Source organism: Bradyrhizobium sp. Arg237L, assembly GCF_029990105.1.
Lineage (GTDB): Bacteria > Pseudomonadota > Alphaproteobacteria > Rhizobiales > Xanthobacteraceae > Bradyrhizobium.
The window spans coordinates 18694-43907 of the sequence record NZ_JAQMIL010000084.1 but is presented as its reverse complement, the minus strand read 5'-3'; the positions used below and the strand labels follow the sequence as shown (position 1 = coordinate 43907).

26 protein-coding genes and 2 pseudogenes are annotated in these 25214 nt (G+C 63.3%); 15 read left to right on the top strand and 13 right to left on the bottom strand.

All coding sequences use genetic code 11. From position 1 onward, the window contains the following. The 5 genes and pseudogenes from OZ411_RS36270 to OZ411_RS36250 all read left to right on the top strand — a co-directional run. Positions 1 to 317: pseudogene (locus tag OZ411_RS36270) on the top strand (DUF3306 domain-containing protein); the annotation flags it as partial. 36 nt (positions 318 to 353) lie between these two features. After that, a complete protein-coding gene (locus OZ411_RS36265) occupies positions 354 to 965 on the top strand; it encodes a molecular chaperone TorD family protein (protein WP_282531787.1) in 612 nt (203 codons plus the stop codon). Positions 966 to 1041: 76 nt separating this feature from the next. After that, positions 1042 to 1167 (top strand): hypothetical protein, encoded by a 126-nt coding sequence (locus OZ411_RS36260; protein WP_282531786.1) that lies wholly within the window; start codon positions 1042 to 1044, stop codon positions 1165 to 1167. Between the two features lie 81 nt (positions 1168 to 1248). Then, positions 1249 to 1455: a hypothetical protein gene (locus OZ411_RS36255; protein ID WP_282531785.1), complete on the top strand. Its 207-nt coding sequence runs from the start codon at positions 1249 to 1251 to the stop codon at positions 1453 to 1455. A gap of 204 nt (positions 1456 to 1659) precedes the next feature. Then, a complete protein-coding gene (locus tag OZ411_RS36250) occupies positions 1660 to 2430 on the top strand; it encodes an IclR family transcriptional regulator (RefSeq protein ID WP_282531784.1) in 771 nt (256 codons plus the stop codon). Positions 2431 to 2605: 175 nt separating this feature from the next. Here OZ411_RS36250 and OZ411_RS36245 read toward each other — a convergent pair whose 3' ends face one another. The 4 genes from OZ411_RS36245 to OZ411_RS36230 all read right to left on the bottom strand — a co-directional run bounded on the left by OZ411_RS36245 (position 2606) and on the right by OZ411_RS36230 (position 6338). Further along, a complete protein-coding gene (locus tag OZ411_RS36245) occupies positions 2606 to 3352 on the bottom strand; it encodes an SDR family NAD(P)-dependent oxidoreductase (protein WP_282531783.1) in 747 nt (248 codons plus the stop codon). Continuing rightward, entirely contained in the window at positions 3349 to 4536 is a 1188-nt protein-coding gene (locus tag OZ411_RS36240) for an ABC transporter substrate-binding protein (protein WP_282531790.1), read from the bottom strand. Before OZ411_RS36240 ends, OZ411_RS36245 begins: the two co-directional genes overlap by 4 nt. Positions 4537 to 4675: 139 nt before the next feature. Continuing rightward, positions 4676 to 5482, bottom strand: coding sequence for an acetoacetate decarboxylase family protein (locus tag OZ411_RS36235; protein ID WP_282531782.1), 807 nt, complete (start codon positions 5480 to 5482; stop codon positions 4676 to 4678). Between the two features lie 28 nt (positions 5483 to 5510). Beyond that, a complete protein-coding gene (locus OZ411_RS36230; protein ID WP_282531781.1) occupies positions 5511 to 6338 on the bottom strand; it encodes a phytanoyl-CoA dioxygenase family protein in 828 nt (275 codons plus the stop codon). Between the two features lie 195 nt (positions 6339 to 6533). Between OZ411_RS36230 and OZ411_RS36225 the strand changes: the two genes are divergently transcribed. Continuing rightward, complete coding sequence (locus OZ411_RS36225) at positions 6534 to 7316, top strand: SDR family oxidoreductase (protein ID WP_282531780.1); 783 nt, start codon at positions 6534 to 6536, stop codon at positions 7314 to 7316. Positions 7317 to 7414: 98 nt separating this feature from the next. On the opposite strand, the gene OZ411_RS36220 is transcribed toward OZ411_RS36225, so the two are convergent. Further along, positions 7415 to 8152, bottom strand: coding sequence for an aspartate/glutamate racemase family protein (locus OZ411_RS36220; RefSeq protein ID WP_282531789.1), 738 nt, complete (start codon positions 8150 to 8152; stop codon positions 7415 to 7417). A 156-nt stretch (positions 8153 to 8308) separates the two neighbouring features. Between OZ411_RS36220 and OZ411_RS36215 the strand changes: the two genes are divergently transcribed. Further along, a complete protein-coding gene (locus OZ411_RS36215; RefSeq protein WP_130582007.1) occupies positions 8309 to 8602 on the top strand; it encodes a GYD domain-containing protein in 294 nt (97 codons plus the stop codon). Positions 8603 to 8653: 51 nt separating this feature from the next. Here OZ411_RS36215 and OZ411_RS36210 read toward each other — a convergent pair whose 3' ends face one another. Then, positions 8654 to 9631 carry a DUF3280 domain-containing protein gene (locus OZ411_RS36210; protein WP_130582006.1) on the bottom strand — a complete coding sequence of 326 codons (978 nt, stop codon included), beginning with the start codon at positions 9629 to 9631 and terminating at the stop codon, positions 8654 to 8656. A 213-nt stretch (positions 9632 to 9844) separates the two neighbouring features. Between OZ411_RS36210 and OZ411_RS36205 the strand changes: the two genes are divergently transcribed. Beyond that, the gene (locus tag OZ411_RS36205) at positions 9845 to 11254 is read left to right on the top strand and encodes a sensor histidine kinase (protein WP_282531779.1); all 1410 of its coding nucleotides are present in this window, start codon (positions 9845 to 9847) and stop codon (positions 11252 to 11254) included. Next, positions 11251 to 11913 (top strand): response regulator transcription factor, encoded by a 663-nt coding sequence (locus tag OZ411_RS36200; protein WP_282531778.1) that lies wholly within the window; start codon positions 11251 to 11253, stop codon positions 11911 to 11913. Before OZ411_RS36205 ends, OZ411_RS36200 begins: the two co-directional genes overlap by 4 nt. Before the next feature lie 24 nt (positions 11914 to 11937). Here OZ411_RS36200 and OZ411_RS36195 read toward each other — a convergent pair whose 3' ends face one another. Then, positions 11938 to 12615, bottom strand: a complete 678-nt coding sequence (locus tag OZ411_RS36195; RefSeq protein ID WP_282531777.1) for an alpha/beta family hydrolase — start codon at positions 12613 to 12615, stop codon at positions 11938 to 11940. A 219-nt stretch (positions 12616 to 12834) separates the two neighbouring features. Here OZ411_RS36195 and ybaL point away from each other — a divergent pair, with 219 nt between their 5' ends. After that, positions 12835 to 14604, top strand: a complete 1770-nt coding sequence (gene ybaL / locus OZ411_RS36190) for a YbaL family putative K(+) efflux transporter (protein ID WP_282531776.1) — start codon at positions 12835 to 12837, stop codon at positions 14602 to 14604. Between the two features lie 128 nt (positions 14605 to 14732). Here the strand turns inward: ybaL and OZ411_RS36185 are convergent, their stop codons facing one another. After that, complete coding sequence (locus OZ411_RS36185; protein WP_282531775.1) at positions 14733 to 15644, bottom strand: alpha/beta hydrolase; 912 nt, start codon at positions 15642 to 15644, stop codon at positions 14733 to 14735. A gap of 249 nt (positions 15645 to 15893) precedes the next feature. Between OZ411_RS36185 and OZ411_RS36180 the strand changes: the two genes are divergently transcribed. Together OZ411_RS36180 and OZ411_RS36175 are read left to right on the top strand one after the other, a co-directional pair. Then, positions 15894 to 16658 carry an IS5 family transposase gene (locus tag OZ411_RS36180; RefSeq protein WP_282531774.1) on the top strand — a complete coding sequence of 255 codons (765 nt, stop codon included), beginning with the start codon at positions 15894 to 15896 and terminating at the stop codon, positions 16656 to 16658. A 48-nt stretch (positions 16659 to 16706) separates the two neighbouring features. Next, positions 16707 to 17186, top strand: a complete 480-nt coding sequence (locus OZ411_RS36175) for a hypothetical protein (RefSeq protein WP_130582001.1) — start codon at positions 16707 to 16709, stop codon at positions 17184 to 17186. A gap of 65 nt (positions 17187 to 17251) precedes the next feature. Here the strand turns inward: OZ411_RS36175 and OZ411_RS36170 are convergent, their stop codons facing one another. The 5 genes and pseudogenes from OZ411_RS36170 to OZ411_RS36150 all read right to left on the bottom strand — a co-directional run bounded on the left by OZ411_RS36170 (position 17252) and on the right by OZ411_RS36150 (position 22297). Next, complete coding sequence (locus OZ411_RS36170) at positions 17252 to 18289, bottom strand: esterase (protein ID WP_282531773.1); 1038 nt, start codon at positions 18287 to 18289, stop codon at positions 17252 to 17254. A gap of 111 nt (positions 18290 to 18400) precedes the next feature. Then, a pseudogene (locus OZ411_RS36165) lies at positions 18401 to 19205 on the bottom strand (ABC transporter permease). A 35-nt stretch (positions 19206 to 19240) separates the two neighbouring features. After that, positions 19241 to 20026, bottom strand: coding sequence for an ABC transporter ATP-binding protein (locus OZ411_RS36160; RefSeq protein WP_282531788.1), 786 nt, complete (start codon positions 20024 to 20026; stop codon positions 19241 to 19243). 64 nt (positions 20027 to 20090) lie between these two features. Next, the gene (locus OZ411_RS36155; protein ID WP_282531772.1) at positions 20091 to 21047 is read right to left on the bottom strand and encodes an ABC transporter substrate-binding protein; all 957 of its coding nucleotides are present in this window, start codon (positions 21045 to 21047) and stop codon (positions 20091 to 20093) included. A gap of 275 nt (positions 21048 to 21322) precedes the next feature. After that, the gene (locus OZ411_RS36150; protein WP_282531771.1) at positions 21323 to 22297 is read right to left on the bottom strand and encodes a LysR substrate-binding domain-containing protein; all 975 of its coding nucleotides are present in this window, start codon (positions 22295 to 22297) and stop codon (positions 21323 to 21325) included. A gap of 124 nt (positions 22298 to 22421) precedes the next feature. Here OZ411_RS36150 and OZ411_RS36145 point away from each other — a divergent pair, with 124 nt between their 5' ends. From OZ411_RS36145 to OZ411_RS36135, 3 genes are read left to right on the top strand one after another with little or no spacing between them, the layout of a single operon-like run. Further along, a complete protein-coding gene (locus tag OZ411_RS36145) occupies positions 22422 to 23276 on the top strand; it encodes an amidohydrolase family protein (RefSeq protein WP_130581037.1) in 855 nt (284 codons plus the stop codon). 28 nt (positions 23277 to 23304) lie between these two features. Further along, entirely contained in the window at positions 23305 to 23979 is a 675-nt protein-coding gene (locus tag OZ411_RS36140; protein WP_282531770.1) for an RraA family protein, read from the top strand. 45 nt (positions 23980 to 24024) lie between these two features. Next, the gene (locus OZ411_RS36135) at positions 24025 to 25200 is read left to right on the top strand and encodes an amidohydrolase family protein (protein WP_282531769.1); all 1176 of its coding nucleotides are present in this window, start codon (positions 24025 to 24027) and stop codon (positions 25198 to 25200) included. The last annotated feature ends 14 nt before the right edge of the window (positions 25201 to 25214 follow it).

The following is a 25214-nucleotide window of genomic DNA, read 5'->3' as shown; positions in this document are numbered from 1 at the left end:
CAATTCCGGGGTTCGGTCCGCTCGATCCGGCGGAAAACGCCGCCGACCTTCTCGCGCAGGTCTCAAGGCGGCTGCAGCAGATTCCCGACGCTCTTGCGGACATGACGTCGCCGGCCGGTCCGGTTGGTCCCGGCACGGCCGATTCCGGCGAGCCCGCTCCCGATCCGCCGCTCGCGACCGACGAGCCGTCGCTGGCTGATGCCGGTGCACAATCGAATGAAACGCCGGATCCGGGCGCGCAGGGCGAGCAAGCGCCTGCCGAGGAAGCACAGGATTCTCCCCGAAAGCGGCGTCATGGCAGCGCATTGCCGCGCTAGCGATCGACAAAACGGCATGTCTTTTTGGATCGAACCATGACGGACTCAATTCCAAAGGGCGCTGCCGGGCGCGTCGTCGATGAGATCGACCGCGCCCGGGCGCAGGAATATGCGCTACTGGCGACCCTGCTGACGCGCAGCCCGGACGCCGAACTTCTTTCCCGTCTCGCCGCCCTGCGTGGCGATGCCAGCCCGATCGGAATAGTGCATATCGCGCTGGCCGAAGCGGCGCGGCGGACCGATCAAGAGGGCGCGTCGCGCGAGTTCTTTGCGCTGTTTGCCGGGCTGGGGGAGGGCGCGCTGCTGCCCTATGCGTCGCATTATCTCGCCGAGACGTTATATGGGCGGCCGCTCGTCCGGGTGCGGGAAACGCTTGATGGTCTCGGCATCGAAAAGACACCGGAGTGGACCGATCCGGAGGATCACGCCGGATTCCTCTGCGAGATCATGGCGGGTTTGGCTGGCGGCAGCATCGCCGCGCCCGACGGCGCCGACCGCGACTTCTTCGAGCGGCATCTTTCGCCCTGGATCAGGCGCTTCTTCCACGACCTGGAACGGGCAAAGTCGGCTGACTTCTATGCATCGGTTGGCGCGCTCGGGCGCACCTTCATCGACATCGAAGCCGAGGCGTTCGCACTTTCCGCCTGAACACTGCTTTTGCCCGCGGCGGGGACTCATCCGCTGCGGAACTGTGGTACAAAATGACGTGAAGAGGAGAAACACGATGCGCGCGTTCGTCTTGGCCTGCCTGTTCGCCGTCGTCGTCGCGGTTGGAGCGGCGGTGATTCTCGACAATTTCGTGCAGGAATCAGCAACGACAGCCTTCGCCTTGCCGAGCGCCAGGGTTTAGCAGCGATGATCCGCAATCGGCGCGGGTCTCGAACCCTAGGCTGATAGCGCAGACTCATTTGAGTGGAGAGGGAGATGCCCTATGATCCGCTCAATGATTTCAGTTATCTCTATTGCCGTTGTGATTGTTATTGGAACCTTGTTCTGGCGGCCGCATTCGCATTCGATTGAATTGACTGCTACGGCCATGCCACCGCTGGCGCAACTGCATGCGATGGCCGGCGTCGAGAAATTGCGCGCTCAGGAGATCGACGATCAATCGTTGGTCTATCCGACACCGACGAAATAGATCGTTCGCCGCCGGAATCCCCGAGCACATCCAGTTGGCGTCCACCGCGGATCGTTGAGGCAATTCACAGCCGTGGAGGTTGTCCACGTGGGCCAACCGCGCAGATAACTTTTCGTCGCGCGGGTGATCAGGTACATCCAGGCTTCGTTCCCTTGCCGCCTGCGGCGGCGAGATGATGTGCTGGCATGTCCCAAGGCTTCACGGATGAAGAAGGCAAAGAATGTGCAACCGGGCGCTCCCGCCCTTGAAAAGGGGCTGGATCTTCTGGAAGCGCTGTCGGCCGAGGCGCGCGGTCTCAGCCAGAAGCAGTTGGCCGAGCGGGTCGGCCGTTCCGTCGGCGAGATCTTCCGCATGCTGGTGGCGCTGGAGCGTCGCGGCTATGTCACGCGCGATCCGGCGACGGGGGAATACACGCTGACCCTGCAACTGTTCCGGATCGCCTCGCAATTCCCGCCGACCGAGCGGCTATTGAAGGCCGCGCTGCCCGTGATGGAGCAGCTTGCCGGCCGCGTGCGGTTGTCCTGCCATCTCACCGTGCTGCACGGCGAGCAGTTCATGGTGATCGCGCGGATCGAGCCGGAATGGCTGATGGGCTGGTCGGTCAAGGTCGGCGCCGTGTTTCCGCTGACCCAGCAATATGCGTCGGCGAAGGTGCTCGCGGCGTTCCAGCTTGAGGGCCGGCGCCAGGAGCTCGCGGAGGTCATCGCCGCGAACGACCGGATCAGCGGAAAGAAGGCGCTCGCGGCGCTGGATCGAATCTCGGAGGAGGGCGGCAACTTCTCCGACGACGACGGCTATACGCGTATCCTCGCCTATAGCTGCCCGATCGTCGAAGCGTCAGGCCGCGCGGTCGCTGCGCTGACCGTGCCGCTGGTGCGGGAGGGCCGCATCTCCGCCGGCGAAGCCGCCACCATCGCCACCGAGTTGCGCGCCGCCGCGAAGATCGTGTCGGAGAAGATCGGCGGCGTGCCTTAGCAGCCACGATGCAGGTGTGCTCCCTCCCCCTGCAAGGGCCTGCAAGGGGGAGGGCGGGGTGGGGGTCAAGCCCCGGGCGCAAGTGCTCGTGGAGAGAGACGATCCCCACCCGGTTTGCGCGTTGTACGCGCAAACCGACCTCTCCTTTTCAAGGGGAGGTGAAGCGGGCTTCTCTCTAACCTACCGTCATGCCGGCATCGACGACCCAGGCTGCGCCGTTGACATGCGCGGCGGCGTCGGAAGCGAGAAACGCGACGACATCGGCGACATTCTCCGGCTTTCCATATGGCGCACCGCCGCTTCGCCGTGGCGCGACTGAGCGCTCGCGCGCCTGGTCCTCGAGCTCCTGGATCATGCGCGACTCGATCGGACCGGGTAGGATCGCGTTGACCCTGATCTTCGTTCCCGTCACTTCCAGCGCCGCGGTGCGGGTCAGGCCGAGCACCGCGTGCTTGGACGCCACATAGCCGGCGAGCCCGGCACGGCCACGGATCGCCGAGGTCGATGCGGTGTTGACGATCGCGCCCCGGCCGCGTGGCCTCATCTTCGCCAGCACGTATTTGAGACCGAGGAATACGCCCTTCACATTGACCTGCAACAGCCGGTCGAACGTATCCTCAGGGTATTCGTGCAGCGGCGCGACCACGCCTTCGATGCCGGCGTTGTTGGCGAAGATGCCGATCGGACCAAGCTTCTGCTCGATCGTTTCGACAAACGCCGCCGTCTCCGCCGCGCTCGAGACGTCGGCGCGGATGGCCAGCGCCTTGGCGCCGGCCGCCTCAACGAGGCGCGCTGTTGCCGCGGCCGCCGCTTCATCGATATCGACGATCGCGACGGCCGAGACGGTCCGGGCCAGCGCGAGCGCGATTGCCCTGCCGATGTCGCCACCGCCACCGGTGACGAGCGCTACTTCGCCGCTCATGATTTCAGGAAGTCGCAGCCGCCTTCCTCCAGCGGTCGCCACGCTTCGCTCGGCGGAATGGTCTTGATCAGCTTGTAATAGTCCCAGGGATATTTGGACTCTTCCGGCTTCTTGACCTCGAACAGATACATGTTGTGCAGCTTGCGGCCATCGGCGCGAACGCTGCCCTTGCCGAACAGGGGATCGTCGGTCGGCAGCTTCTTCATCTCCTGCACCACCGCTTTGCCGTCGCCGGAGGCTCCGAGCGCGTCGACGGCCTTGAGGTAATGCAGCGTAGCGGCATAGACCCCGGCCTGCAGCGCAGTCGGATAGCGGCCGCCGTTGCGCGGTGCGAAGCGCTTGGACCAGGCGCGGGTATCGTCATTGAGATCCCAGTAGAAGGATTCGGTGAACTGCAGGCCCTGCGCCGTCTTCAGCCCCAGCGAATGCACGTCGCTGAGATAAAGCACGGTCGCGACCACGCGCTGGCCGCCCTGCGGGATGCCGAACTCGACCGATTGCTTGATCGAATTGATGGTGTCGCCGCCGGCATTGATCAGGGCGATCACCTCCGCCTTCGAACCCTGCGCCTGCAGCAGGAAGGAGGAGAAATCCTGGCTGTTGATCGGCGTGCGCACGCCGCCGACGACCTTGCCGCCGAGTTTCTGCACGACGTTCTTGACGTCCGCCTCCATCGCGTGCCCGAAGGCATAGTCGGCGGTCAGCGTGAACCAGGTCTTGCCGCCGCTGCCAACGACCGCGCGCGCGGCGCCCGATGACAGCGCGTAGGTGTCGTAGGTCCAGTGCACGAGGTTTGGCGAGCATGATTTGCCGGTGAGATCGGACGAGGACGCGCCCGACACCAGGAGCGTCTTGTTGTTCTGCTGCACGACGTTGCGCACCGCGAGCGCCACCGAGGAATTCGGCGCGTCGATGATGGCGTCGACATTGTTGCGGTCGATCCATTCGCGCGCGATGTTGGCGGCGAGATCGGCCTTGTTCATGTGGTCGCCGCTGACGACTTCGATCGGCCGGGTCATCTTGTGCGGCGCGGCCTGAAAATCCTCCACCGCCATCTTCGCCGCCAGCACCGATCCGGGCCCGGTGACGTCGGCATAAAGGCTCGACATATCCGTGAGCACGCCGAGCCGAAGCGGCCCGGGCTCCTGCGCTTGTACACTGAGGCTCGTGATGCCCAATGCCATACCGCCAAGGCCGGCCAGCAGCCGGCGGCGATTCAACCAAAAACTCTTTATCATATCCAAAACCCTCCCTTGTGTGGCCCGCGCTCTCGCACGGATGTTTGTGCCCGCGCGTGCTTGGCGCGCGGGTCGATGTTGTCGTTCATGGAATCAGGCGCTCGATCAGTCGCCGGTCTTCGACCTCGAAACCGCCGCCATAGACCTCGGACACCATGAAATGCGCGCCCAGGATTTCCGGCTTGAGATCCGCGATCGGGTCGTATTCGCTTGAGTGCAGCGTCATTGTGGCGCGGCCTGGTAGCGGCGCGGAATATTTCAGCGGCGTGCGGCGATAGGCGATGTCGGCATAGGCCGTCTCCAAGCGCTCCGGATGCGGCAGGCGGCGGACATGGATCTCGCCGGCGGGCAGTTCGCTGCCGTCGACGATGCGGATGACCGGCGCCGTCCGGTCTGGCGTGAAGGAAAAATCCGCCAGCGCAATGCCGCGCCGCCTGACCGATCCGTTGATCGAGCCGTCCGGCTGCTCATTGAAGGTGTAGTGCGCATCCTTCTTGGTGTAGCCGAAGACTTCACGGCCGGCGCAGATACCCATCGGGTCGCTGCAGTACATGAAGATATGCGTCTCGGTGAACAGGCCCTTGTAGCGCACGGGAACGGTGATCATCAGATCGAACATCTGCCCGGCATGCACCGCCAGCGAATGGCCCGGCGACACCATGAAGCGGAAGGCGACGCGGTCGCTCGCGATCTCGAACGGGGTATCGGCGAGCAGGCTCGCCACTTTGCCCGGCGCGACGCGCGTCATGATCTCGACCGTCCGCAACGTGCAGCCCCACTCCACGGGATAGGCCGGCGAATAGGGTGGATTGACCCCGCTGTTCGGCTTCAACCGGTAATCGCCGAACATGCGGCGCCGCGGATCGTTGGGGTCGGTAATCAGGTCGGTCATCTGGGCTTGCTCTCCTTCGGCGGCATGCTCATCGCATGGCGCTCGCTTGCGTGTTCCGCATCAAGACCTTCTGCTGGTCGCCCATGACGTGGGCGTGGAAGGCAATCGCGGCGTCGGACAGGTCGCTCTCCGGGGCATATTCCGGTGCGAAATTGCTGTAGCGGTCGACACCGCGCACCAGCGTGGCGCTGTCGTTCGTTCCCACAATTTGCCGCACATGGGTCGGCAGATAGCGGATGGCAAAGCCGATCCGGCGCTTCGCGGACGGGTTCGGGTCGCTGCCATGGATCAGGCGGACGTGGTGCAGCGACATCTCGCCGGGCTGAAGCTGCAGCATCACGGCCTTGCTATCATCGACGTCGACCGCGATCTCCTGCCCGCGGGTCAGCAGGTTGTCAGCGGCAAAGGTGTCGCGGTGGGCGACCTGCTCCAGCGTCTGGGTGTCGGGAATGACGCGCATCGCGCCGTTCTCGGCGGTGCTCTCGGAGAGCGCGACCCATGCGGTGACGATATCGGCGGGGTCGAGCCCCCAATAGGTCGAGTCCTGGTGCCAGGAGACGAAGCCGGGATCGCGGGCTTCCTTGATGAAGAACGAGGAACTCCAGCAGAGGATGTCGGGGCCGATCACGCTTTCGACCGCGTCGAGAATGGCCGGATGGCGGATCAGCCCATCGAGCCAGGTGAACAACAGATGGCTCTTGTGCCGCATCGATCCCTTCAGCAGGCCGTGCGCGGTCTCATGCGCCTCCAGTTTCCTGCGGATGCCTTCGACCTCGGCTGCCGACATGACCTTGATCGGCGCGTAATAGCCGTGCTCGCGGTAGTGGGCGATTGCAGCTTCGGGCAGGAGGGCCATGGTTTCCTCATTTCATATATGACTTCTTATTTGCATATATGAAATCAGATTTCAAACCCGAGTCAAGCCACGGGTGGCGGTTCCGCGGGCCTGATTGCGTCCGAATCGGGCCTAGAGGCGTCGTCCAGAAAGCGGTTGCCAGTGCCGCCGGGCGGCGAAAAGATAGAGTCAAACCGAAAAACGGAGTGCTCCGTCGTGCAAGTGAAAGACAAGGTCTGCGTCGTCACCGGAGCGGCTTGTGGTATCGGCGAAGCGGTGGCGCGGGCCTATGCCGAGGCTGGCGCCCGCGGTGTCGTCGTCGCCGATCTCAAGACCACGCGCGAGCGGCTTGCGAGCGTCGCCGGCGACATCGATGGGCTGGCGGTGACCGCCGATGTCGGGCTGGAAGAGGACATCAAGGCGCTGGTCGCGGCGGCGGAAGCCAAATATGGCCCGGTCGACGTCTTCTTCTCCAATGCCGGGCTGTCGCGCAAGGGACAGGAGACGGCCTCCGACGCCGACTGGGACGTGAGCTGGCGCGTGCATGTGATGAGCCATGTGTTCGCGGCGCGGGCGCTGGTGCCCGGCATGCTCGCGCGCGGCTCCGGCTATCTCCTCAACACGGCGTCCGCCGCGGGTCTCCTCGCTTCGCTGAACTCGATGCCGTATGGCGTGACCAAGAATGCCGCCGTCGCGCTCGCCGAGCATCTTGCCATCCAGTATGGCGACCGCGGCATCCGCGTTTCCGTGCTGTGCCCGCAGTCGGTGCAGACTGGCATGACCACGCCGGGCCCGAGCGCGGCGCGAGTCGATGGCGTGATGCAGCCGGCCGAAGTCGCGCGGATCGTGGTCGAGGCGATGGAGGAAGAACGCTTCCTGATCCTGTCGCACCCGCAGGTGCAGGAATACATGCAGCGGAAAGCATCCGGTCGCGACCGCTGGCTTGCCGGCATGCGCCGCCTGCGCGACCGCATCTACGGCGCGCCGTCGTCAGCGTAGACACTCCTTCCGTCATTGCGAGCGAAGTGACGCAATCCATAGCGCCGCTCGCGGAGATATGGATTGCTTCGTCGCTGTCGCTCCTCGCAATGACGAGCTCACGCGCCCTTCGGTGCGAATTCCTTTAGCAGGCCCGTGTAGCTCTTCACGGCTGGAAACGCATAGGCGCCGCGGCGCGAGGTCGTGAGCTTCAGGCCGACCAGCGCCTCGGCCTGCTTCACCGCGGCGGCGACGCCATCGATGACGGGTGCGCCAAATTTCTGCGACAGCGCGGCCGAAAGATCGGCCATGCCCGCGCAGCCCAGCACAATCGCCTCCGCGCCCGTTTCCAGCGCACGCTCGATCTCCGCGCAGAGCTTTTCCTTCGCACCGGAGCCCGGTCTCTCCAGATTGAGCACCGCGACATTGCATGCCGTCACCGAGACCCGTTCGGCAAATCCATAGCGACGCACCAGCTCTTGCAGCGGCACGACCGAGCGCGGCGTCGTGGTGACGACCGCGATGCGCTTTGCGAGCTGGCCGGCAGTGACCAGCGCCGCCTCGCAAATGCCGACCACCGGGAATGGTGCCGCCGATCGCGCCGCATCCAATCCGGTGTCGTCGAAGCAGGCGATGATGCCGGCGTCGGCGTCCTTTGTGCTCAACAGCGCCTGGATCAGGCCGGGGACCGCGAACACCTCGTCGTAATACCCTTCGATCGAGACAGGCCCCATCGCCGAGGTGACGGCCGCAATCTCAGTGCCCGGAGATGCCACCGCGCGCGCCGCGGCGGCGATGGTCTCAGTCATCGTGACGGTGGTGTTGGGATTGACGATCAGGATTCGTGTCGGTGCCATGGCGCCACCGTAGCCCGGTTGGAGCTGCCTGGCAAAAATGGTCACGTCCCATGACCTTCCTCAAGGAGTCTGTGGCCGCGTGTGGGCCGCTGTGGCATGCTCGGCGCGACTTCCTCATGCCAAGTTGCACCGGGTCCTAACCCAAGGAGGACGGCCATGGTAACTTATGTCGTGCTGACGAAGTTCACCGATCAGGGAATCCGCAACGCCAAGGAGTCCCCGAAACGGGCGGAAGCTTTCAAGGAAATGGCGAAGACATTCGGCGTTAAGGTGAAGGAGATCGTCTGGACCCAGGGGCGATATGACGTCGTGACCTTCATCGAGGCGCCGGATGAGTCATCCGCGATGTCGCTCAGTCTGAGCCTCGGCGCGCTCGGCAATGTTCGCAGCGAGACGCTGCGGGCGTATTCGGCAGCCGAGATGACCAAGATCGTCGGCAACATGCTCTGACGATTGCATCCAGGTCGGTGCCGTCATCAAAGGTGGGTACCGTGCAGCGGCTTACTGCTGAGCCTGGTTCTCGAGCAGATGATCCTTGACGAGGCGCACGGCACCCCGCCGCCAGGAGTAGTCGGCGCCCATGCGAAGCCCGCTGTCGGCCTGAGAAACGACGGCGCCGGTCCGGGAGTCGCGGACCTGAAATCCGATCGTGTATTCGGTGCGGCTGACCCGCCGCACCACGCCGATCAGCGATTGGTCCGCGCCGAGCTTTGCGGCGATGCCGGCCTCGCAGCCGCCGCAGTCGCGCAGCGTGTGTGCCTTGACGGCTTCCGCGTTCGTGCCGCTGGTCTCGATCATGCGGTAGCGGCCCGATTGCGCGAACAGCTCGCGCACGCCGTAGGTGACATCGGCCAATTGTGCGGCATCCGAAGCCGCGACGCCGCTTGCCTGAGCGGCGGCGGTGGTATCTTCCAGTTCGAAGTCGAACACCGCAAGCGCGATCGGCGTCGACGCAACCGCCGGAGATGCGGCTAGCTGCGCCGCCAGCGCCGCGCGGATGTCGCGGGACAGGAAGGTCTCGGCGCGATTCCACGCCTCGTCATTGTCGCCCCGAAACGTGTAGCGCCTTTCGAACAGGATCCTGTTGGTATCGACGTCGATGACCGCCGCGCTTGCAAACTGGACCAGAGTGCTCATCTTCTGAACGGCGCCGGTGATCAGGACATTGGCGCCGCGTTGCGCGGCGGCCTGCATGCGCTCGGCGGACGTTGCCCGATCGTCCGTCGAGGGCGGGACGAGGCGGTAGTGCCCGTCCACCTCGACGTCGCGTCTCAGCGCGGCCATGAACGTTTGCAGGCGCCCTAGATGGGCGGCTGTCTGATCGATGGGCTCGCCCGAGGTGTCGAGATAGCCGAAGTCTTCAATCGTGACGCCCAGGGTCCGCGCTGCGGGCGCGCCGCTATCGGCACTGGCGGAACCGAAACCCAGCAAGAGCCCAAGCACAGTGACGGTCAGCAAATCAAGAGAGTATCGGCGCATCGGCGGACCTTTCAGCGATCATGTGGGCCTGAAGGCTATGCCGACCAGGTCTGCCGCCGAAGCTGAGCGCCTCCCGACGAGAGCCGGGAAAATTTCACGACGTCATTTTCGGGTTGCGGGCAACGCTTTGCGCCGCTTGCATTCTGCCGTTAAATGTATGGCTCCCGCTCGCAGACCGGGAGTCCAAAATCATCCGCGAGGGGTATCCGCAAGATGTGGAACCACAGGAGCGATCTGAAGGTACGGTTGACGCTGCGCGTTGCGGCCGTATCGGCCCTCTGCTTTGCCGCCATCTCGGCCTATTTCCTCATCGATGCCGATAGGTCCGTGCGCGCCAGGATCAATGCGATCGCCGAAGTCGCGGCAAAGACGCTGGAGCTGCAACAAAACAAGCTCCAGTGGGTGAATAATCCGCGGTCAGGATTTCCCGACCTCGACAATGTCGCGACTGCGGTCATAACGCCCGGTCTCTGTCTCGCGTTTCGCGCAAGCGATGGCGATATCCGGCAGCGCTTCTGCGGTGGTGCGCCGAACGAGAACAGCGCTCCGCCACAAATTTTCGCGGCGTTCTATCGCAGCCTGTTTGATCCCGGCCGCGAGGCCACACGACCCGTGATGTCTCGCGGCACCACGGTCGGCGAAGCCGTCGTCTGGGTTGATCCAGCCGTGCTCACGGCCGAGGCCTGGCACGAAGCGGGCCGTCTGATGACCGTGCTCGCGATTGCGCTGCCGCTCTTGTGCGCTCTGGTCTATGCGGCCCTTGCACGCGCACTTCGGCCGACGCGATTGATCCGGAGCGGTCTCGAGCGGATCGCCGCAGGCGACCTCACGGCGCGCCTGCCGCCGTTCGATCTTGCCGAGCTTTCGACCATCCGCGACGTGTTCAATCACCTCGCGGAAAGCCTCGGCACGGCGCTGGCCGAGCGCAGTGAATTGACCCGCAGGCTGATCGCGTTGCAGGACGAGGAGCGCCGGCATCTGGCGCGGGAGCTGCACGATGAATTCGGCCAGTCGCTCACCGCGATCCGCGCGCTGGCGGCATCGGCTCGTCGTACAGCGGGACAGGATTGTCCTGCCATGCTCGCCGAATGCGACGGCATTGCGCGGATTGCGACCGACATGATGGAGACGCTGCGCGGCGCGCTGTTCAGATTGCGTCCGCCCGACGTCCAGGAACTTGGCCTGGCCGCAAGCCTGGAAGGTCTGGTCGCCGGCTGGAACGGGCGCAGCCGGGGACGGCCCCGCTTCGAGATCGCCTTTTCCGGCATGTTCGAGAATTTGCCCGCGGCGGTCAGCGCCAATCTCTACCGCATCGTGCAGGAGGCGCTCACCAACGCGGCCAAGCATGCAGGCGCAACGCGGGTCGTGCTGCGACTGGGGATGCGTGAAGCCGAGGCTCCCTCGGACGACGCCGCAATCGAGCTCGACATCGAGGATGACGGCCGGCTCAGCGATCCAGCCGTGAAATCCGGAATGGGTTTGCTCGGGATGCGTGAACGCGTCGCGGCATTGGGAGGGCGGCTGAGCTCCGAGGCCGGGCAAAACGGTGGCTTTGCCTTGCGCGTCGTTATTCCCGTCGTGCGGTCTCGCCAGCACGGCGTCGCCCTGGAGTACGCGGCATGAATGGCAGCGGCCGAGCCATCATGCTGGTCGACGATCACGCCGTCGTTCGCGCGGGCTATCGCTCGGTGCTGCAGAAGCAGCCGGGATTGCGCGTCGTTGCTGAAGCCTCCGATGGCGCCGAGGCCTATCGGCTGTTCAAGGCCACCGAGCCCGACCTGGTCATCATGGATCTGAGCATGCCCGGCATCGGCGGCATCGAGGCGATCAGGCGCATCAGGCAATGGGACAAGCGCGCCAGGATCCTCGTGTTCACGATGCACCAGAACGCGGCCTTTGCGGTGCAGGCAATCCGTGCCGGCGCCCGCGGCTATGTCACCAAGACAAGCCCGCCCGAGACGCTCGTGCACGCCGTGATGGATGTTCTGGCCGGAAAGATCGCCATCAGTCCCGATATCGACCATGAACTCGCGCTCAGCCGGCTTGCCGGCGAGGCCGCCGTCGCGGATGTCCTCTCCGCGCGCGAGTTCGAAGTGCTGCGCATGCTACTTGCCGAGAGGACGACCGAGGAGATCGCCGAGGCGCTTCACATCAGTCCCAAGACGGTGGCGAACCTGCACTCCCTGATCAAGGACAAGCTTGGCGTCGGCTCGGATATCGAGCTGGTCCGGCTGGCGCTGCGGCAGGGGATATTGACGCAGATCGATCTGGGAGAGGCGTGAAGGGAGCCGCTCACTCGAGCGCCTTCAAACGATCGAGTCCACCCACACTGCGAATGCATCGAGCACCTCGTCCATCACTTCGCGGTCGTTGCGGCCCGAACGGACTAGCACATGGAAGGAATGATCGGCTTCTTTCACGAGATGCAGCGTCGCCAATGATCCGAGCTCCTTGACCACCGGCTCGAGCAGCTTCAAGTCCGCCAACGCATCGCGCGTGCCCTGCAGGAACAGCATGGGGATTTTGATGTCAGCGAGATGCTTTGCCCGCTCGGTGGATGGCTTTCCGGCTGTATGCAGCGGGAGGGCGAGAAACACCAGGCCGCGTACGCCGGCAAGCGGCTTGACCGCCTGCGCCTGCGACGTCATCCGCCCGCCGAAGGATTTTCCGCCGGCAAAGAGCGGCAGGCCGGCGCACCGCTCTGCGGCCTGTGCCACCGCAGCGCGCACGGTGGCATGCGCAATCGCGGGTGGATCTGGCCGCTTGCTGCCCTTCTCCATATAGGGGAACTGGTAACGCAACGTCGCGATGCCGCGCGCGGCGAGGCCCGTGGCAATCACCTCCATCGAGCCATGCGTCATGCCGGCGCCTGCGCCGTGCGCAAACACATAGATCGCGTGAGCCTGCGGCGGACGAAGCAGCAGCGCCGAGACCGCGCCGGCATGGCCGATCTCGATCTTGAGGGACTGCGTGTCAGTTTTCATCGTCGTGATGTGTAGCCCGGGTGGAGCGTCAGCGTAACCCGGGACAGCTCGTAAACGTTGATGCAGAGGTCCCGGGTTGCGCTGCGCTCCACCCGGGCTACGAGGCTGCAGCTCATCTCATCAGGTAGCGACTGCGCCAATCAACGCAAGCAACAAGTGCGACACGTCGCCACAAAAGGTCCGCGGGACATCGGCGGCAGATTGTGCCAAAAGCTGAAAATGCTGCATGATACGCCACTTATCGCGACCATTGTCGCAGGGCTTGGCCTTGCTTTTGTGTTCGGTGCCCTGGCCCAGCGGTTCCGGCTTCCACCGTTGGTCGGTTATCTGCTCGCAGGAGTTGCGGCCGGCCCCTTTACGCCCGGCTTCGTCGCGGACCAGGCGCTGGCAACGGAGCTGGCGGAGCTAGGCATCATCCTGCTGATGTTCGGGGTGGGCCTGCATTTCTCTCTCAACGATCTCCTGTCTGTCCGCGCCATCGCGCTGCCCGGTGCCGTCGTCCAGATCGCGGTTGCGACGCTGATGGGGCTCGGACTTGCTCAGGCCATGGGATGGTCGGTCGGAGCGGGCCTCGTGTTCGGGCTGGCATTGTCGGTCGCCAGCACCGTCGTGCTGCTTCGCGCGATGCAGGAGCGCCGGTTGATGGATACCGATCGTGGCAAGATCGCCGTCGGTTGGCTGATCGTGGAAGATCTGGCGATGGTGCTCGCGCTCGTGCTGCTTCCGGCCCTTGCGAGCGTGCTCGGTGGAAACGGCGATGCGCAGACCGCCGGTCCGCTCGCGGCGCGCCTTGGTCTTGGACTCACGGGCACATTGTTGCTCACAGTCGCCAAGGTCGGCCTGTTCATCGCCCTGATGCTGGTGGTGGGACGCAGGCTCATCCCCTGGATCCTGCATTACGTTGCGCACACTGGCTCCCGCGAGCTCTTCCGGCTCGCCGTGCTGGCGATCGCGCTCGGCGTTGCATTCGGCGCGACAAAGCTGTTCGACGTTTCGCTCGCGCTCGGCGCCTTCTTCGCCGGGATGATGCTGACGGAATCCCCGCTCAGCCAGCGCGCGGCACAGGAGTCGCTGCCGCTGCGGGACGCTTTTGCGGTGCTGTTCTTCGTTTCCGTCGGCATGCTGTTCGATCCGATGAGTGTGATCCGCGAGCCGTGGCCGCTGATCGCTACGATCTTCATCATCACCATCGGAAAATCCGTGGCAGCCTTCTTTATCGTGCTGGCCTTCAGGCATCCGGTCTCCACGGCGCTGACGATCTCCGCCAGTCTCGCCCAGATCGGAGAGTTCTCCTTCATCCTGGCGGAGATCGGCGTTGTAACCAATCTGCTCCCGAAGGAAGGTCGCGACCTGATCCTGGCCGGAGCGATCCTCTCAATCATGCTCAATCCGCTGATCTTCGCAGGTGTCGACTGGCTGATACCGCGCCTCGATCCGAGGCGGGCGTCGCCGAAGGCGGCCGCCGCTCCTGCCGCTCGCGAGGCGATCCCGGTCACGAGCCTGACCGGTCATGCGATCCTGGTCGGCTACGGCCGGGTCGGGAACATCGTCGGCAGCGCCATGAAGGAGGCGGGCCAGCCGTTTCTCGTCATCGAAGATGCCGATGCGATCGTCGCTGGGCTCAAGCAGAAGGATATCGAGGCGATCATGGGCAATGCCGTCCGCGCCGACGTGCTCGCCGCCGCCAATCCATCCGCGGCCCGATATCTGGTGGTCGCGATTCCCGAAGCGTTCGAAGCCGGACAGATCGTCCAGCAGGCGCGCGCCGCCAATCCGCAGATCCGAATCATCGCCCGCGCGCATTCGGACGCCGAGGTCGATCATCTCACGCGACTGGGCGCCGATACCGTCATCATGGGCGAGCGCGAGATCGCACGGGCGATGATTGAAGACCTGCAGCGTCAGCCGCAAAGGCGGCAGGTGGAACCGCAGGACGCGCCGACCGTGATCGCTCTGCACGGTGTTCCAAATGCGCCGGCAGATCGCTAGGGTGCGTACTCATAAAAGTCGGCTGCTGCGAGTTGGCCACCTGATGTCTGCTTCTCTCTCAACAGCGGCGCGGGAGCGGACGTCGCGGCACTTCGCCTTGGGGCCAAGCAGCGACGTTCACTACTTCGTCATCGACCAAAAACGGCATCGAGAAACTTGAACGTGGGAAGCATCTGCGTGGCCATGAAGGCTGGATCCTCATGACCGGCGCCGGGCAAAATCGTGAGTATGGATTTCGCCCCCTTCTTCAGCAGTTCGTCGTGAAGCCGGATCGCTTCGACTACGGGAACGCTGGTGTCGGCATCGCCATTGGCGATCAAGATTGGAGGGATGATTTTTGCTGCTGAAATGTAGCGAGCAATACTCTGGTCGCGGACCTCAATCGCTCCGTACCAGATCACGGCGGCCTGGACCGCGCCGGCGTTGTCCGAGCTACCAACGGCAGGATCGTCGAACACCGTTGGCTGGTGCCCCGTGACAGCCAGCATTGCGGCGATGAAGCCTCCGGCTGAATTGCCCCAGACGGCGAATTTTCCGGGATCAAGTCCATACTTGTCTGCGTTGACTCGAAGAAAGCGCACGGCGGCCTTACCGTCTTGAACCGCAGGAAGGGCGAAGTCAGCAAACGCATCGCCGGGGCGACGAACGAGGCGATAATTGAGACTCACGACCGCATAGCCTTTGCGGGTCAGCGCGGCGACATCCGGGACCTGGATTTGATAAGGCCCGTCGGGCCCCATCGGTTTGGGTGCAGGGCCGAAATTGCGCCGGGGCATGGAGTGCTTGTCACCGACACGGAATCCGCCGCCGTGAATCCAAATCACTAACGGTGCCGGCCCGTTTTTCACCATAGGTAGATAGAGATCGAGCTTCTGCGATGGCGACTGGGTCGCATAGGGAAGATCGGAAAAGGTTGGTTCTATGGGCTGCGAATACTGATATCCGGTCAAGTCGGGCGAGGGCTCCTCGCCAAAGGCCAGACTCACGGAAAAAGCCAGGACCAATATCGTCGCTACAAACGTGCGCAATCGGGCATCCATGAATTGTCCCCCAACCCGGCGACGAAAGTCATTTTTGCAATCTTGTACGATGCGCTGATTGAGTTCAATAGCACTCTCGGTTTAACACTGCGGCGTTGCGATTCCGCGTCAGCAATCGGTCATTGGAGATTGTGGGTTGGTCGGCTGATGTCCGCTTCTGTCCCGCAAGCGTCCAACCGGGGCCCGCCCGGAACCGTTGCGTTTGGCCAGACCCCTGTGATTCAAGCTTCCAAACTGGGGGATCGAATCATGCGCTACGAACTCGCTGACCATGAGTGGATTGCAATCAAGCCCATGTTGCCGAACAAGCCGCGTGGCGTTCCTCGGGTGAACGACCGTCGTGTCCTCAATGGCATCTTCTGGGTCTTGCGCTCCGGAGCACCTTGGCGTGATCTTCCCGAGATGTTTGGTCCGTACACGACATGTTACAACCGCTTCGTCCGTTGGCGGCGGGCTGGTGTCTGGGGCCGCATCATAGACGCACTTGCCGCTGCCCACGATGCCGCTGTCCAGATGATCGACACCTCCATTGTCCGCGTGCATCAGCATGGATCCTGCATCACCAGAAACCAGCGCCAATCGATGGGAAGGTCCCGCGGCGGCTTGACGAGCAAAATCCATGCGTTGGTCGATAGCAATGGTCTGCCGGTACGGCTGGCGCTGAGCCCGGGTGAGGCCCATGACGTTCGACTTGCCGGAAAACTGCTGTCTCGTTTGAAATCCGGGTCAATGCTGCTTGCCGACCGCGGCTATGACGCCAACTGGATAAGAGAGCTGGCCATGAAAAAAGGCGCGTGGGCCAACATCCCGCCGAAAAGCAATCGCAGGGATGGGATCTGCTTCAGTCCATACCTTTATCGTGCTCGTAACCAGGTCGAACGGTTCTTCAACAGGATCAAACAATGTCGTCGTGTGGCAACGCGCTACGACAGGCTTGCAGGAAACTACCTTGCCTTCGTCCAACTTGCATCTATCCGGCTATGGCTGGCCGCGCGTTATGAGTCCGCGCCCTAGTATACCGCCGCTGCGCGTGGGGATGCAGGTGGTAGAAGAGGGGTCAGAATGGGTGCGAGTTCTCTGACGGAGCTGAAGCGGATCATCGAAGGCGAATCCATCGACGGGATCCAGTTGTTGAACAGTCCGCACGACAACCCGATCTGTTCTCTCTCTTACGATGAAAGCATTTCCTGTATCGCGGTCGTGTGGCGGAAATACGCGACCAGCGCCCAGCTTCGCTTCATTCATGAAATCATCCTTGGCATGCTCACGCAGCATGCCGCCGACAGGATCCTGGGCGATGATTCGGACTTGCCGATCGTCCACGCCGAAGATCAGAAGTGGATCGTGGAAGATTGGCTGCCACGGGCGCGGGCGGCGGGTCTCAAGGCCGTCGCTACCGCCGTGTCGCTGACATTCTTCGGCAAGGTCTCAATCGGGAGCATCCATTCGAAATTGGCCAAAGAGATTGCGATCAAGGATTTTCACAACATCCACTCGGCCCGCATGTGGCTCGGCAGCCTGAGCCCGCAGCAATTGGCATAGCCGCGCCGAGCCTGACAACACCTTGTGCGGGAAAAGGCGGTACCTTTCCTCCGCTGAAGCGCGCGTCATTTCGCGGCGCGCTTCTCGACGTGCGTCGCGAGCCAATCGATCAGCCAGTCGGCGACTTGAAGGTTGTTCTTGTCCTGCATCAGCATGTGCGAGTTGCCGTGAATGCCGACGTCCGGCAGCGCGACGACTTCAGCGTCGACGCCGGCGGCCTTCGCGGCCTGGACGAAGCTTCTGCAACCTTCCAGCCGCTTGCTCCACACCTCCGACTGGCTGACGAAGTCGCCGAACAGGACCAGTGTCGGGATCTGCTTGAGCGCCGTCATATCAAAGTCGCCGCCCGGACATGCTCCCGGCTCGATCGAGATGATGGCAGTTATTCCCTTCGGGCTCATTGCGGCCGTCTGGAACGGGAAGATGCCGGATTGGGAATGGCTGACGAGCACCGTCTTGCCCAGACGCTCAGACAGTTCGGACAGCGCCTTCACGGTCGGGACCGGCGGCGTCATCGAATAGTGCCAGTCCGGCACCATCTGCTTCCAGAACTCGTCCTGCGCCTCCAGCGGAAACTGCAGTCCGGGAAACACCTTTGGATATTCGGTGCCGAAGCGGAAGATCGCCCAGGCCGGCTCATGACCGGCTGAGATGAAGGCCGGCAGCGTGTCGGGTGCGGCCTTCCCGGTCTTCACGACGTTGACAGCGACGGGGCTCGCGGCCGAACGCCCGCGCCAGGCTTGATCGATGACGTAAACGGAAAAGCCGCGGCGCAGGAGATATTCGTCCCAGCCCATCCGGCCGTCGGGTGTCGTCTCCCAGCTCTTGCCGGTCAGACAGCAGCCGTGGATCAGCGTGATGGAATAGTCCTTGGGCTGCAGCGGGGTCTGGTAGCGGACATACATCTGGTCGACGGTGATCGTGCCCGTGGCGCCGAACGTCGGAACGGTCGAGAGCGCGTCGCTCTTCACCTCGCGGCCGCCGACAAAGAAGCTGCCCTGCTTGGCGACGGTGAGGGGCCCGGATGGCGGCGCCTCCGCGGCGTGGCTTGCCGCGAGAAAATTTCCCGAAACAATGAAGGCAAGGACCAGGCGCTTCAGCATGGGCGTTTCCTCGATATGTTATGTTTTTTTGAAAACGTGACGTCGGTACTAGATTCTTATTTTGACGCGTTTTCTTCACGCGAACCGGTGTCCACTTCGCTTGAAAACGCTCTATGATTGCACTCCCCACATTCGCACGGTGCGGCGCTCGATCAGGCGGAAGACCAGATTTTCGACGAAGAGGCCGATCAGGATTACCGTCAACAGGCCGGCGAACACCGCCGGGATATCGAGCACGGTGCGGCTTTCATAGATGAACCAGCCGAGCCCGCCCTTTCCTGACGCGACGCCGAACACAAGCTCGGCGGCGATCAAGGTGCGCCAGGCAAACGCCCAGGCTACTTTCAGTCCGGTCAGGATCGATGGAAAGGCGGCAGGGATCAGGATCTTCAACACGTAAGGCAGGCCGCGCAGTCCATAATTGCGCCCGACCATCCGCAGCGTCGGCGACACCGCGAGGAATCCCGCATGGGTATTGAGCGCGACCGCCCACATCACCGAATGCACCAGCACGAATATCAGGCTCGCCGCGCCGAGCCCGAACCAGATCAGCGCCAGCGACAACAAGGCGATCGCCGGTAGCGGATTGAACATCGCGGTCAGCGTTTCCAACAGGTCCGTCCCCAGCCGCGTGTTGATAGCGAGCGCTGTCAAGATTCCTGCCAGCGCAATTCCGATCGCATAGCCCAGCAGCAGCACCTGCAATGAAGTCCAGGTGCGCGCGAACAGCGAGCCATCGATGATGTGATCGAACAGGGCCTTCAGCGTGTCGGTCATCGAGATAGCGCGCATAGGCTTCCCAGATCAGGGCCAGCACGATCAGGATAAGGCCCTTGCGCAGCGCGGCATTGTTCCAGAGCCGTTCGGCAGCAGACAATTGCCGTTCGACCTCGGGCTCGTCCATGCCGTCGTTCATGACCGCGGGCGAACTCAGGATGATGCGCGGTGCGTTCATGAGGCAGTCTCGTGATCGGCGCCGGCGCCTTCCGCTGAAAACAGGAGGTCGTCGATCTGCTTCTCCAGTTCGCCGGCGCGCCGGCTGTCACCGCCGACGGCGGCCACGTCCTCGATCTCGGCCTTGACGCGACCCGGATGCGGCGAGAGCAGGAGGATGCGGCTGCCGATCCGGATCGCCTCCGCGATTGAATGGGTCACGAACAGCACAGTGAAGTGCGTATCGGCCCACAATTGCAGGAGCTCGTCCTGCATGCGCCGCCGGGTCAGCGCATCCAGCGCGGCGAAAGGCTCGTCCATCAGGAGGATGTCGGGCTCCATCGCCATGCCGCGCGCGATGGCGACGCGCTGCTTCATGCCGCCCGAAAGCGTGTGCGTGTAGCTGTCCGCGAATTTGGTCAGGTTGACCTTGTCGATATAGGCACGGGCGCGCTCATTGGCCTCGGCCTTGGAGAGCTTGCGCGCGACGCGGAGCGGAAACGCGACGTTCTCGGCGACCGTCTTCCATGGCAGGAGCTGGTCGAACTCCTGGAACACCATCATGCGGTCGGCGCCGGGGCCGTCGATCTTGCGGCCGTTGATGCGGATGGCGCCTTCGCTCGGAAACAGATAGCCGCCGACCGCCTTGAGCAGGGTTGACTTGCCGCAGCCGGAGGGGCCGAGCAGCACGTAGCGGTCGCCGCGCTCGACACGAAACTTGACGCGATGGGTGGCGGTCACCAGCGATTGCGGCGTCTTGTAGCGCAGCGTGACACGGTCGACATGGAGAAGCGGCTCAGCCATGTCCTTGCCGATGCTGGAGGCAGCAATGCCTGCGCTCAATCATGGAAATCTCCCAAACGACGGATCACGAACCCTGCAGGTGATGGATCGCCGGCGCGTAATAGTCCTTCCAGCTCGCAGGCTTGGTCTTGATCAAGCCGATCCTGTTCTGGAATTCGGCGAACTTCATGCTGTTGCGCGGCGCCAGCTCGAAGATGTTCTGGGGATCGCGCAGCATGCTCTCGACGAACTCGGGCGGGAATTTGAGATTGTCGGCCTTGATATAGGTCTGCGCCATGCCGCGCGGATCGTTCTTGACGAGATCCATGACTTCAGACAGCGCTGCGAGCAGCGCCTTCGTCGTCACCGGGTTCTTCTCGAAATAGGCCGCCGAGCCCCAGATCGTGCCGAACACATGCGGGCCGCCGAGCACGTCATAGGAATCGAGGATCTTGCGCGCCTTGCCGCCCTCGCGCTCCTGATACATGAACGGCGCCGAGGTGAAATGCGCTGAAATCTGCGACTTGCCTGATAGCATCGCGATCACGCCATCCGGCGGCGAGATGAACACGGTCAGATGGTCGAGCCGCGCATATTGGTCGATGCCCCAGAGCCGGGCCGCCTCCATCTGCAGCACGATCGCGTGATAGGACGTCTTCACCCCGGGCAGGCCGATGCGGTCATTGTCGGTGAAATCGGCGACCGACTTCACCGCGGGATTGATGGTGTCGAGCTGCATCGGCTGCGTGGTGATGGCGCAAAGCGCCTGGTACTTGCCCTTCGTCTTGTCCCACAGCGTGAGCAGCGAGGTCAGCGCGCCGCTGGTCATGTCGGCGTTGCCCGAGATCACCGCGTCGGAGGTCGCGGTGCTGCCGCTGACGACGCGCATGCTGACATTAGGCTTGTCGATGCCGGCCGCCTTCAGATGCTTGTCCAGCAGGTTCAATTCCATCATCAGGGTCAGCGGCAGATGACCCATGCCGGGCTGCCGGACGATCCTGATCTGTCCTTCCTCCGCGCGCGCCGGCGCTGACGTTCTCACGATGAGCGCCGGAGCTGCGAGCAATGCAGCGCTTCCCATAAGGGCGTGTCGTCGCGTGATGATCAACTGCCCCTCCCTCGATCTCTGTTGTCGTGTTTGTTGTTACGCCGCCAACATCAGACCCGGCGCATGGCAGATGTCAACGGTTCGCGCGCGTCGGAAGCGCGGCCACGCGAAATTCTTCTTGCTTGGATTTGCGAAAGATATCGGAATGCTAGCTTTTCGATATCACACGATGCACGGAGGCGATCAGTCGGCTTCGCGGCTGCGGACGCTTAGCGCAACGGGACGATCTTCGCCTGCGCCTTGGCGCGTTCGTTGACCGTCTTCGACGGCACCAGATGCGGTGCATCCGCGCCGCCGAGGTTGCAGGCGACGTCGATGAAGCGCTGCATCAGCGGTTGCATGTTGCGATCGCGCATCGCGATCATGAGCCAGCTCTCGGCGTCGATGCCTGCGATAGGACGGCTGGAGACACCCGGTATCGCCATGCAGGTATAGCATTCCGGCAGCACGGCGATGCCGAGCCCCGCCGAGACGAGGCCGAGCACGGTGTTGAGCTCACGCGCTTCCTGCTCGATGCGCGGCGTGAAGCCGGCCGCGCCGCACAGCGTCATCAGATGTTCATGCATGCCGCAATTGACGATCGGTTCGACGCCGACAAACGGCTGATCGACCAGCTCGGTCATCTCGACCGGGGCGGTGGAGGCGGCAAGGCGATGGGTCGATGGAAAGAACAGCCGGGAGCGGTCGCGCCACAGCGGCATCAGCTTGATATTCCGGTTCTTTTGCAGCACGGCGGGCGGCCGCAGGATGCCGAAATCGATCTGGTCGTCGGCGAGCGCTGCGAATTGCGAGCCGGTGCCCATGTGCTGCAATTCGATCTGCACGTCGGGATAGCGGCTGCGGAAGGCGCGCAGCATCTGCGCGAAGGCCTCCCGCATCGGAACCGAGCTGGTGAAGGCGAGCCGGATGGTACCGGCCTCGCCGCGGCCGGCGCGGCGCACCGCCTCGGTGGTCTGCTCGAGCTGCTTCACCGCGCGCCGCGCATTGTCCAGCAGCACTTCGCCAGCCGGCGTCAGTTCGACCTTGCGCCGATTGCGGCTGAACAGGGTCGTCCCGACCTCGGCCTCGATCGCCTTGATCTGGATGCTGAGCGGCGGCTGGCTGATGTTCAGGCGTCGGGCGGCGCGGCTGAAGCTGAGCTCTTCGGCCACGGCAATGAAATAGCGAAGCTGGCGATAATCCATCTTCTTATAGTCAAAACGTATAGCCGGGCTGTCAATATCATATTGGACGGAATGGGCCGGCTGCGCCTACACCGGCGGAAACCAGAGATAACCCGAGGAACGCCCTGCTAGAGGCCCTTGTCCCATGATCATCGACACGCATCTGCACTACTGGGAACGATCCACCCCCGCGCGGCCGCACGATCCCAACGGGATCCATTGGGGCGAGGAGATGCTGGCGGAGGATCTCCTGAAGGAGGCCGACAAGGCCGGCGTCACCCATATCGTCCAGGTCACGGCGTCGTTGATGGGCTACGACAACCGCTATTCGCTGGAAGCGGCGGCCAAACACAGGGATCGGGTGGTGGGGGTGTTCGGTCGGTTCGATCCGCTGCTGCCAGACAATGAGGGCCGGCTGAAGCAGTTCATGGCGCAGGAGGGCATGCTGGGCGTGCGCATCACGCTGCACCAGCCGCCCTACAATAGCTGGCTGCGGCAGGGCCTGCTGAATGATTTCCTCGCCGCGATAGAAAAGCTCCAGATCCCGCTCGAACTGTTCGCGCCGTACCAGACCGAAGAGCTGCACGACGTGGTGAAGCGCTATCCGGGCATCCTGATCATGCTCGACCATATGGGGCTGCGCCGCATGCCGCCCTACACCGACCGCTACTGGAACTGGCCCGAAATCCTCAAGCTCGGCGAACAGCCAAACATCTGGATGAAGGTGTCGTATTTTCCAGAGGCCGCGCCGGACGACGAGAAATATCCGTATCCGACTTCGAAGCAGCGCTTCCGCGAACTCTACGAGCATATCGGTCCGGACAAGATGATCTGGGGATCGAACTATCCGCCGGTGCTGCGCGCCTGCACCTATCCGCAGTCAGTGACCTTCATCAGTGAGGAATGCGATTTCCTTAACCAGGCCGATCGCAAGGCGATCTTCGCCGGCAACTTCATCAAATACATCAAGCAGGCCGGCGGCCGCGATCTCTTCAAATGACAACTGGAGTGGCAAGGGAGGCGAGGCGATGATTGGATTCCAGATTTGCAAACGCGTGCGCAAAGTCGATGCGGATACCGTCGCAAAATTCCGCGAGCTGCCGGTCGCCAATGTCAGTGACTCCATGTCGCGGATGACCGCGGGCGGCGCGGCGCTTCGGCCGATCCACAAGGAGGGCGTGCTCGCAGGTCCGGCCTTCACGGTAAAGACGCGCCCCGGCGACAATCTGATGGTACACAAGGCGATCGACATCGCCGAGCCCGGTGATGTGATCGTGGTCGACGGCGGCGGCGACCTCACCAATTCCCTGATCGGCGAGATGATGGCGGCGCAGGCCGAGCGTCGCGGGATCGCCGGTATCGTCATCTACGGTTCGATCCGCGATTACGACACCCTCTATGCCGGCACGTTCCCGGTCTATGCCGCCGGCGTCACCCATCGCGGCCCCTACAAGGACGGCCCCGGCGAGATCAACGTGCCGGTCGCGATCGACGGCATGGTGATCGCGCCTGGTGATCTGATCGTTGGCGACGGCGACGGCATCGTCTGTGTGCCCTTCGATGTCACGGCCGAAGTGCTGAAGGCGACCGAGGCCAAGCACCAGGCCGAGATCAAGCAGCTCGCTTTGATCAAGGAGGGCAAGCTCGATCGCTCCTGGGTCGACGCCACGCTGACCCGGCTCGGTTGCAAGATTGACGATTGACGTTTGACAGCGACGTCGCACGCGACGTTCGCAAGGGAGCATGCCGTGTTTGCTTTTTCCGGATCGATCCACCCGAACGGCTGTTCGTGTTGCGGCAGCCCGCCTGTGTTCCAGGCCATGATGGCTTCGGGCAGGTCTTTTTCGCCTCCAACTAATATCGAGGCTACGGAAGGATTGCGGCGCGCACAGGCCGCCGGCGGACCGATCATCGACTGCCACGGCCATTACACCACGGAGCCGCAGGCGCTGCTCGATTGGCGCAAGCGTCAGATCGCGGCGATCGGCGATCGCTCGCAGATGCCTTCGATTGACGAGCTCAAGGTCAGCGACGACGAGTTGCGGCAATCGGTCGAAGGCGCACAACTGCGGCTGCAACGCGAGCGCGGCACGTCGGTGACGCTGTTCTCCCCGCGCGCCTCGGGTATGAGCCATCATATCGGGGACGCGGCGGTCAGCGAGGCCTGGTCGCGAGTCTCGAACGACCTGATCTATCGGCTGACAAAACTCTATCCGAAGAATTTCATCGGCGTCTGCCAGTTGCCGCAGTCGCCCGGCGTTGCGCCGAAGAACTGCATCACTGAGCTGACCCGCTGCGTCGAGGAGCTCGGCTTCGTCGGCTGCAACCTCAATCCGGACCCGAGCGGCGGCTACTGGAAGGATCCGCCGCTGACCGACCGCTGGTGGTACCCGCTCTATGAGAAGATGGTCGAGCTCGACATGCCCGCGATGATCCATGTCAGCGCCGCCGCCAATCCGGTCTTCCACACCACCGGCAGCCACTATATCAACGGCGACACCACCGCCTTCATGCAGTTCCTGATGTCGGACCTGTTCAAGGATTTTCCGACGCTGAAGCTGATCATCCCGCATGGCGGCGGCGCCATTCCTTATCACTGGGGCCGCTACCGCGGCATCGCGCAGGACCAGAAGCGGCCGCCATTGTCCGAAAGTATGCTCAGGAATGTGTTCTTCGACACCTGTGTCTACCATCAGCCCGGCATCGACCTGCTGACGAAGGTGATCCCGGCCGAGAACATTCTGTTTGCCTCGGAGATGCTGGGTGCGGTGAAGGGCATCGATCCCGAGACCGGTTTCAACTACGACCATACGCGGCGTTACATCGATGACTCGACGCTGCTGAGCGCGGATGAGAAGCGCGCGATCCTCGCCGGCAATGCGCGGCGCGTGTTCAGCCGCATTCCCGCTGACATCTTTAATTGAGACGGGAGCGCGCA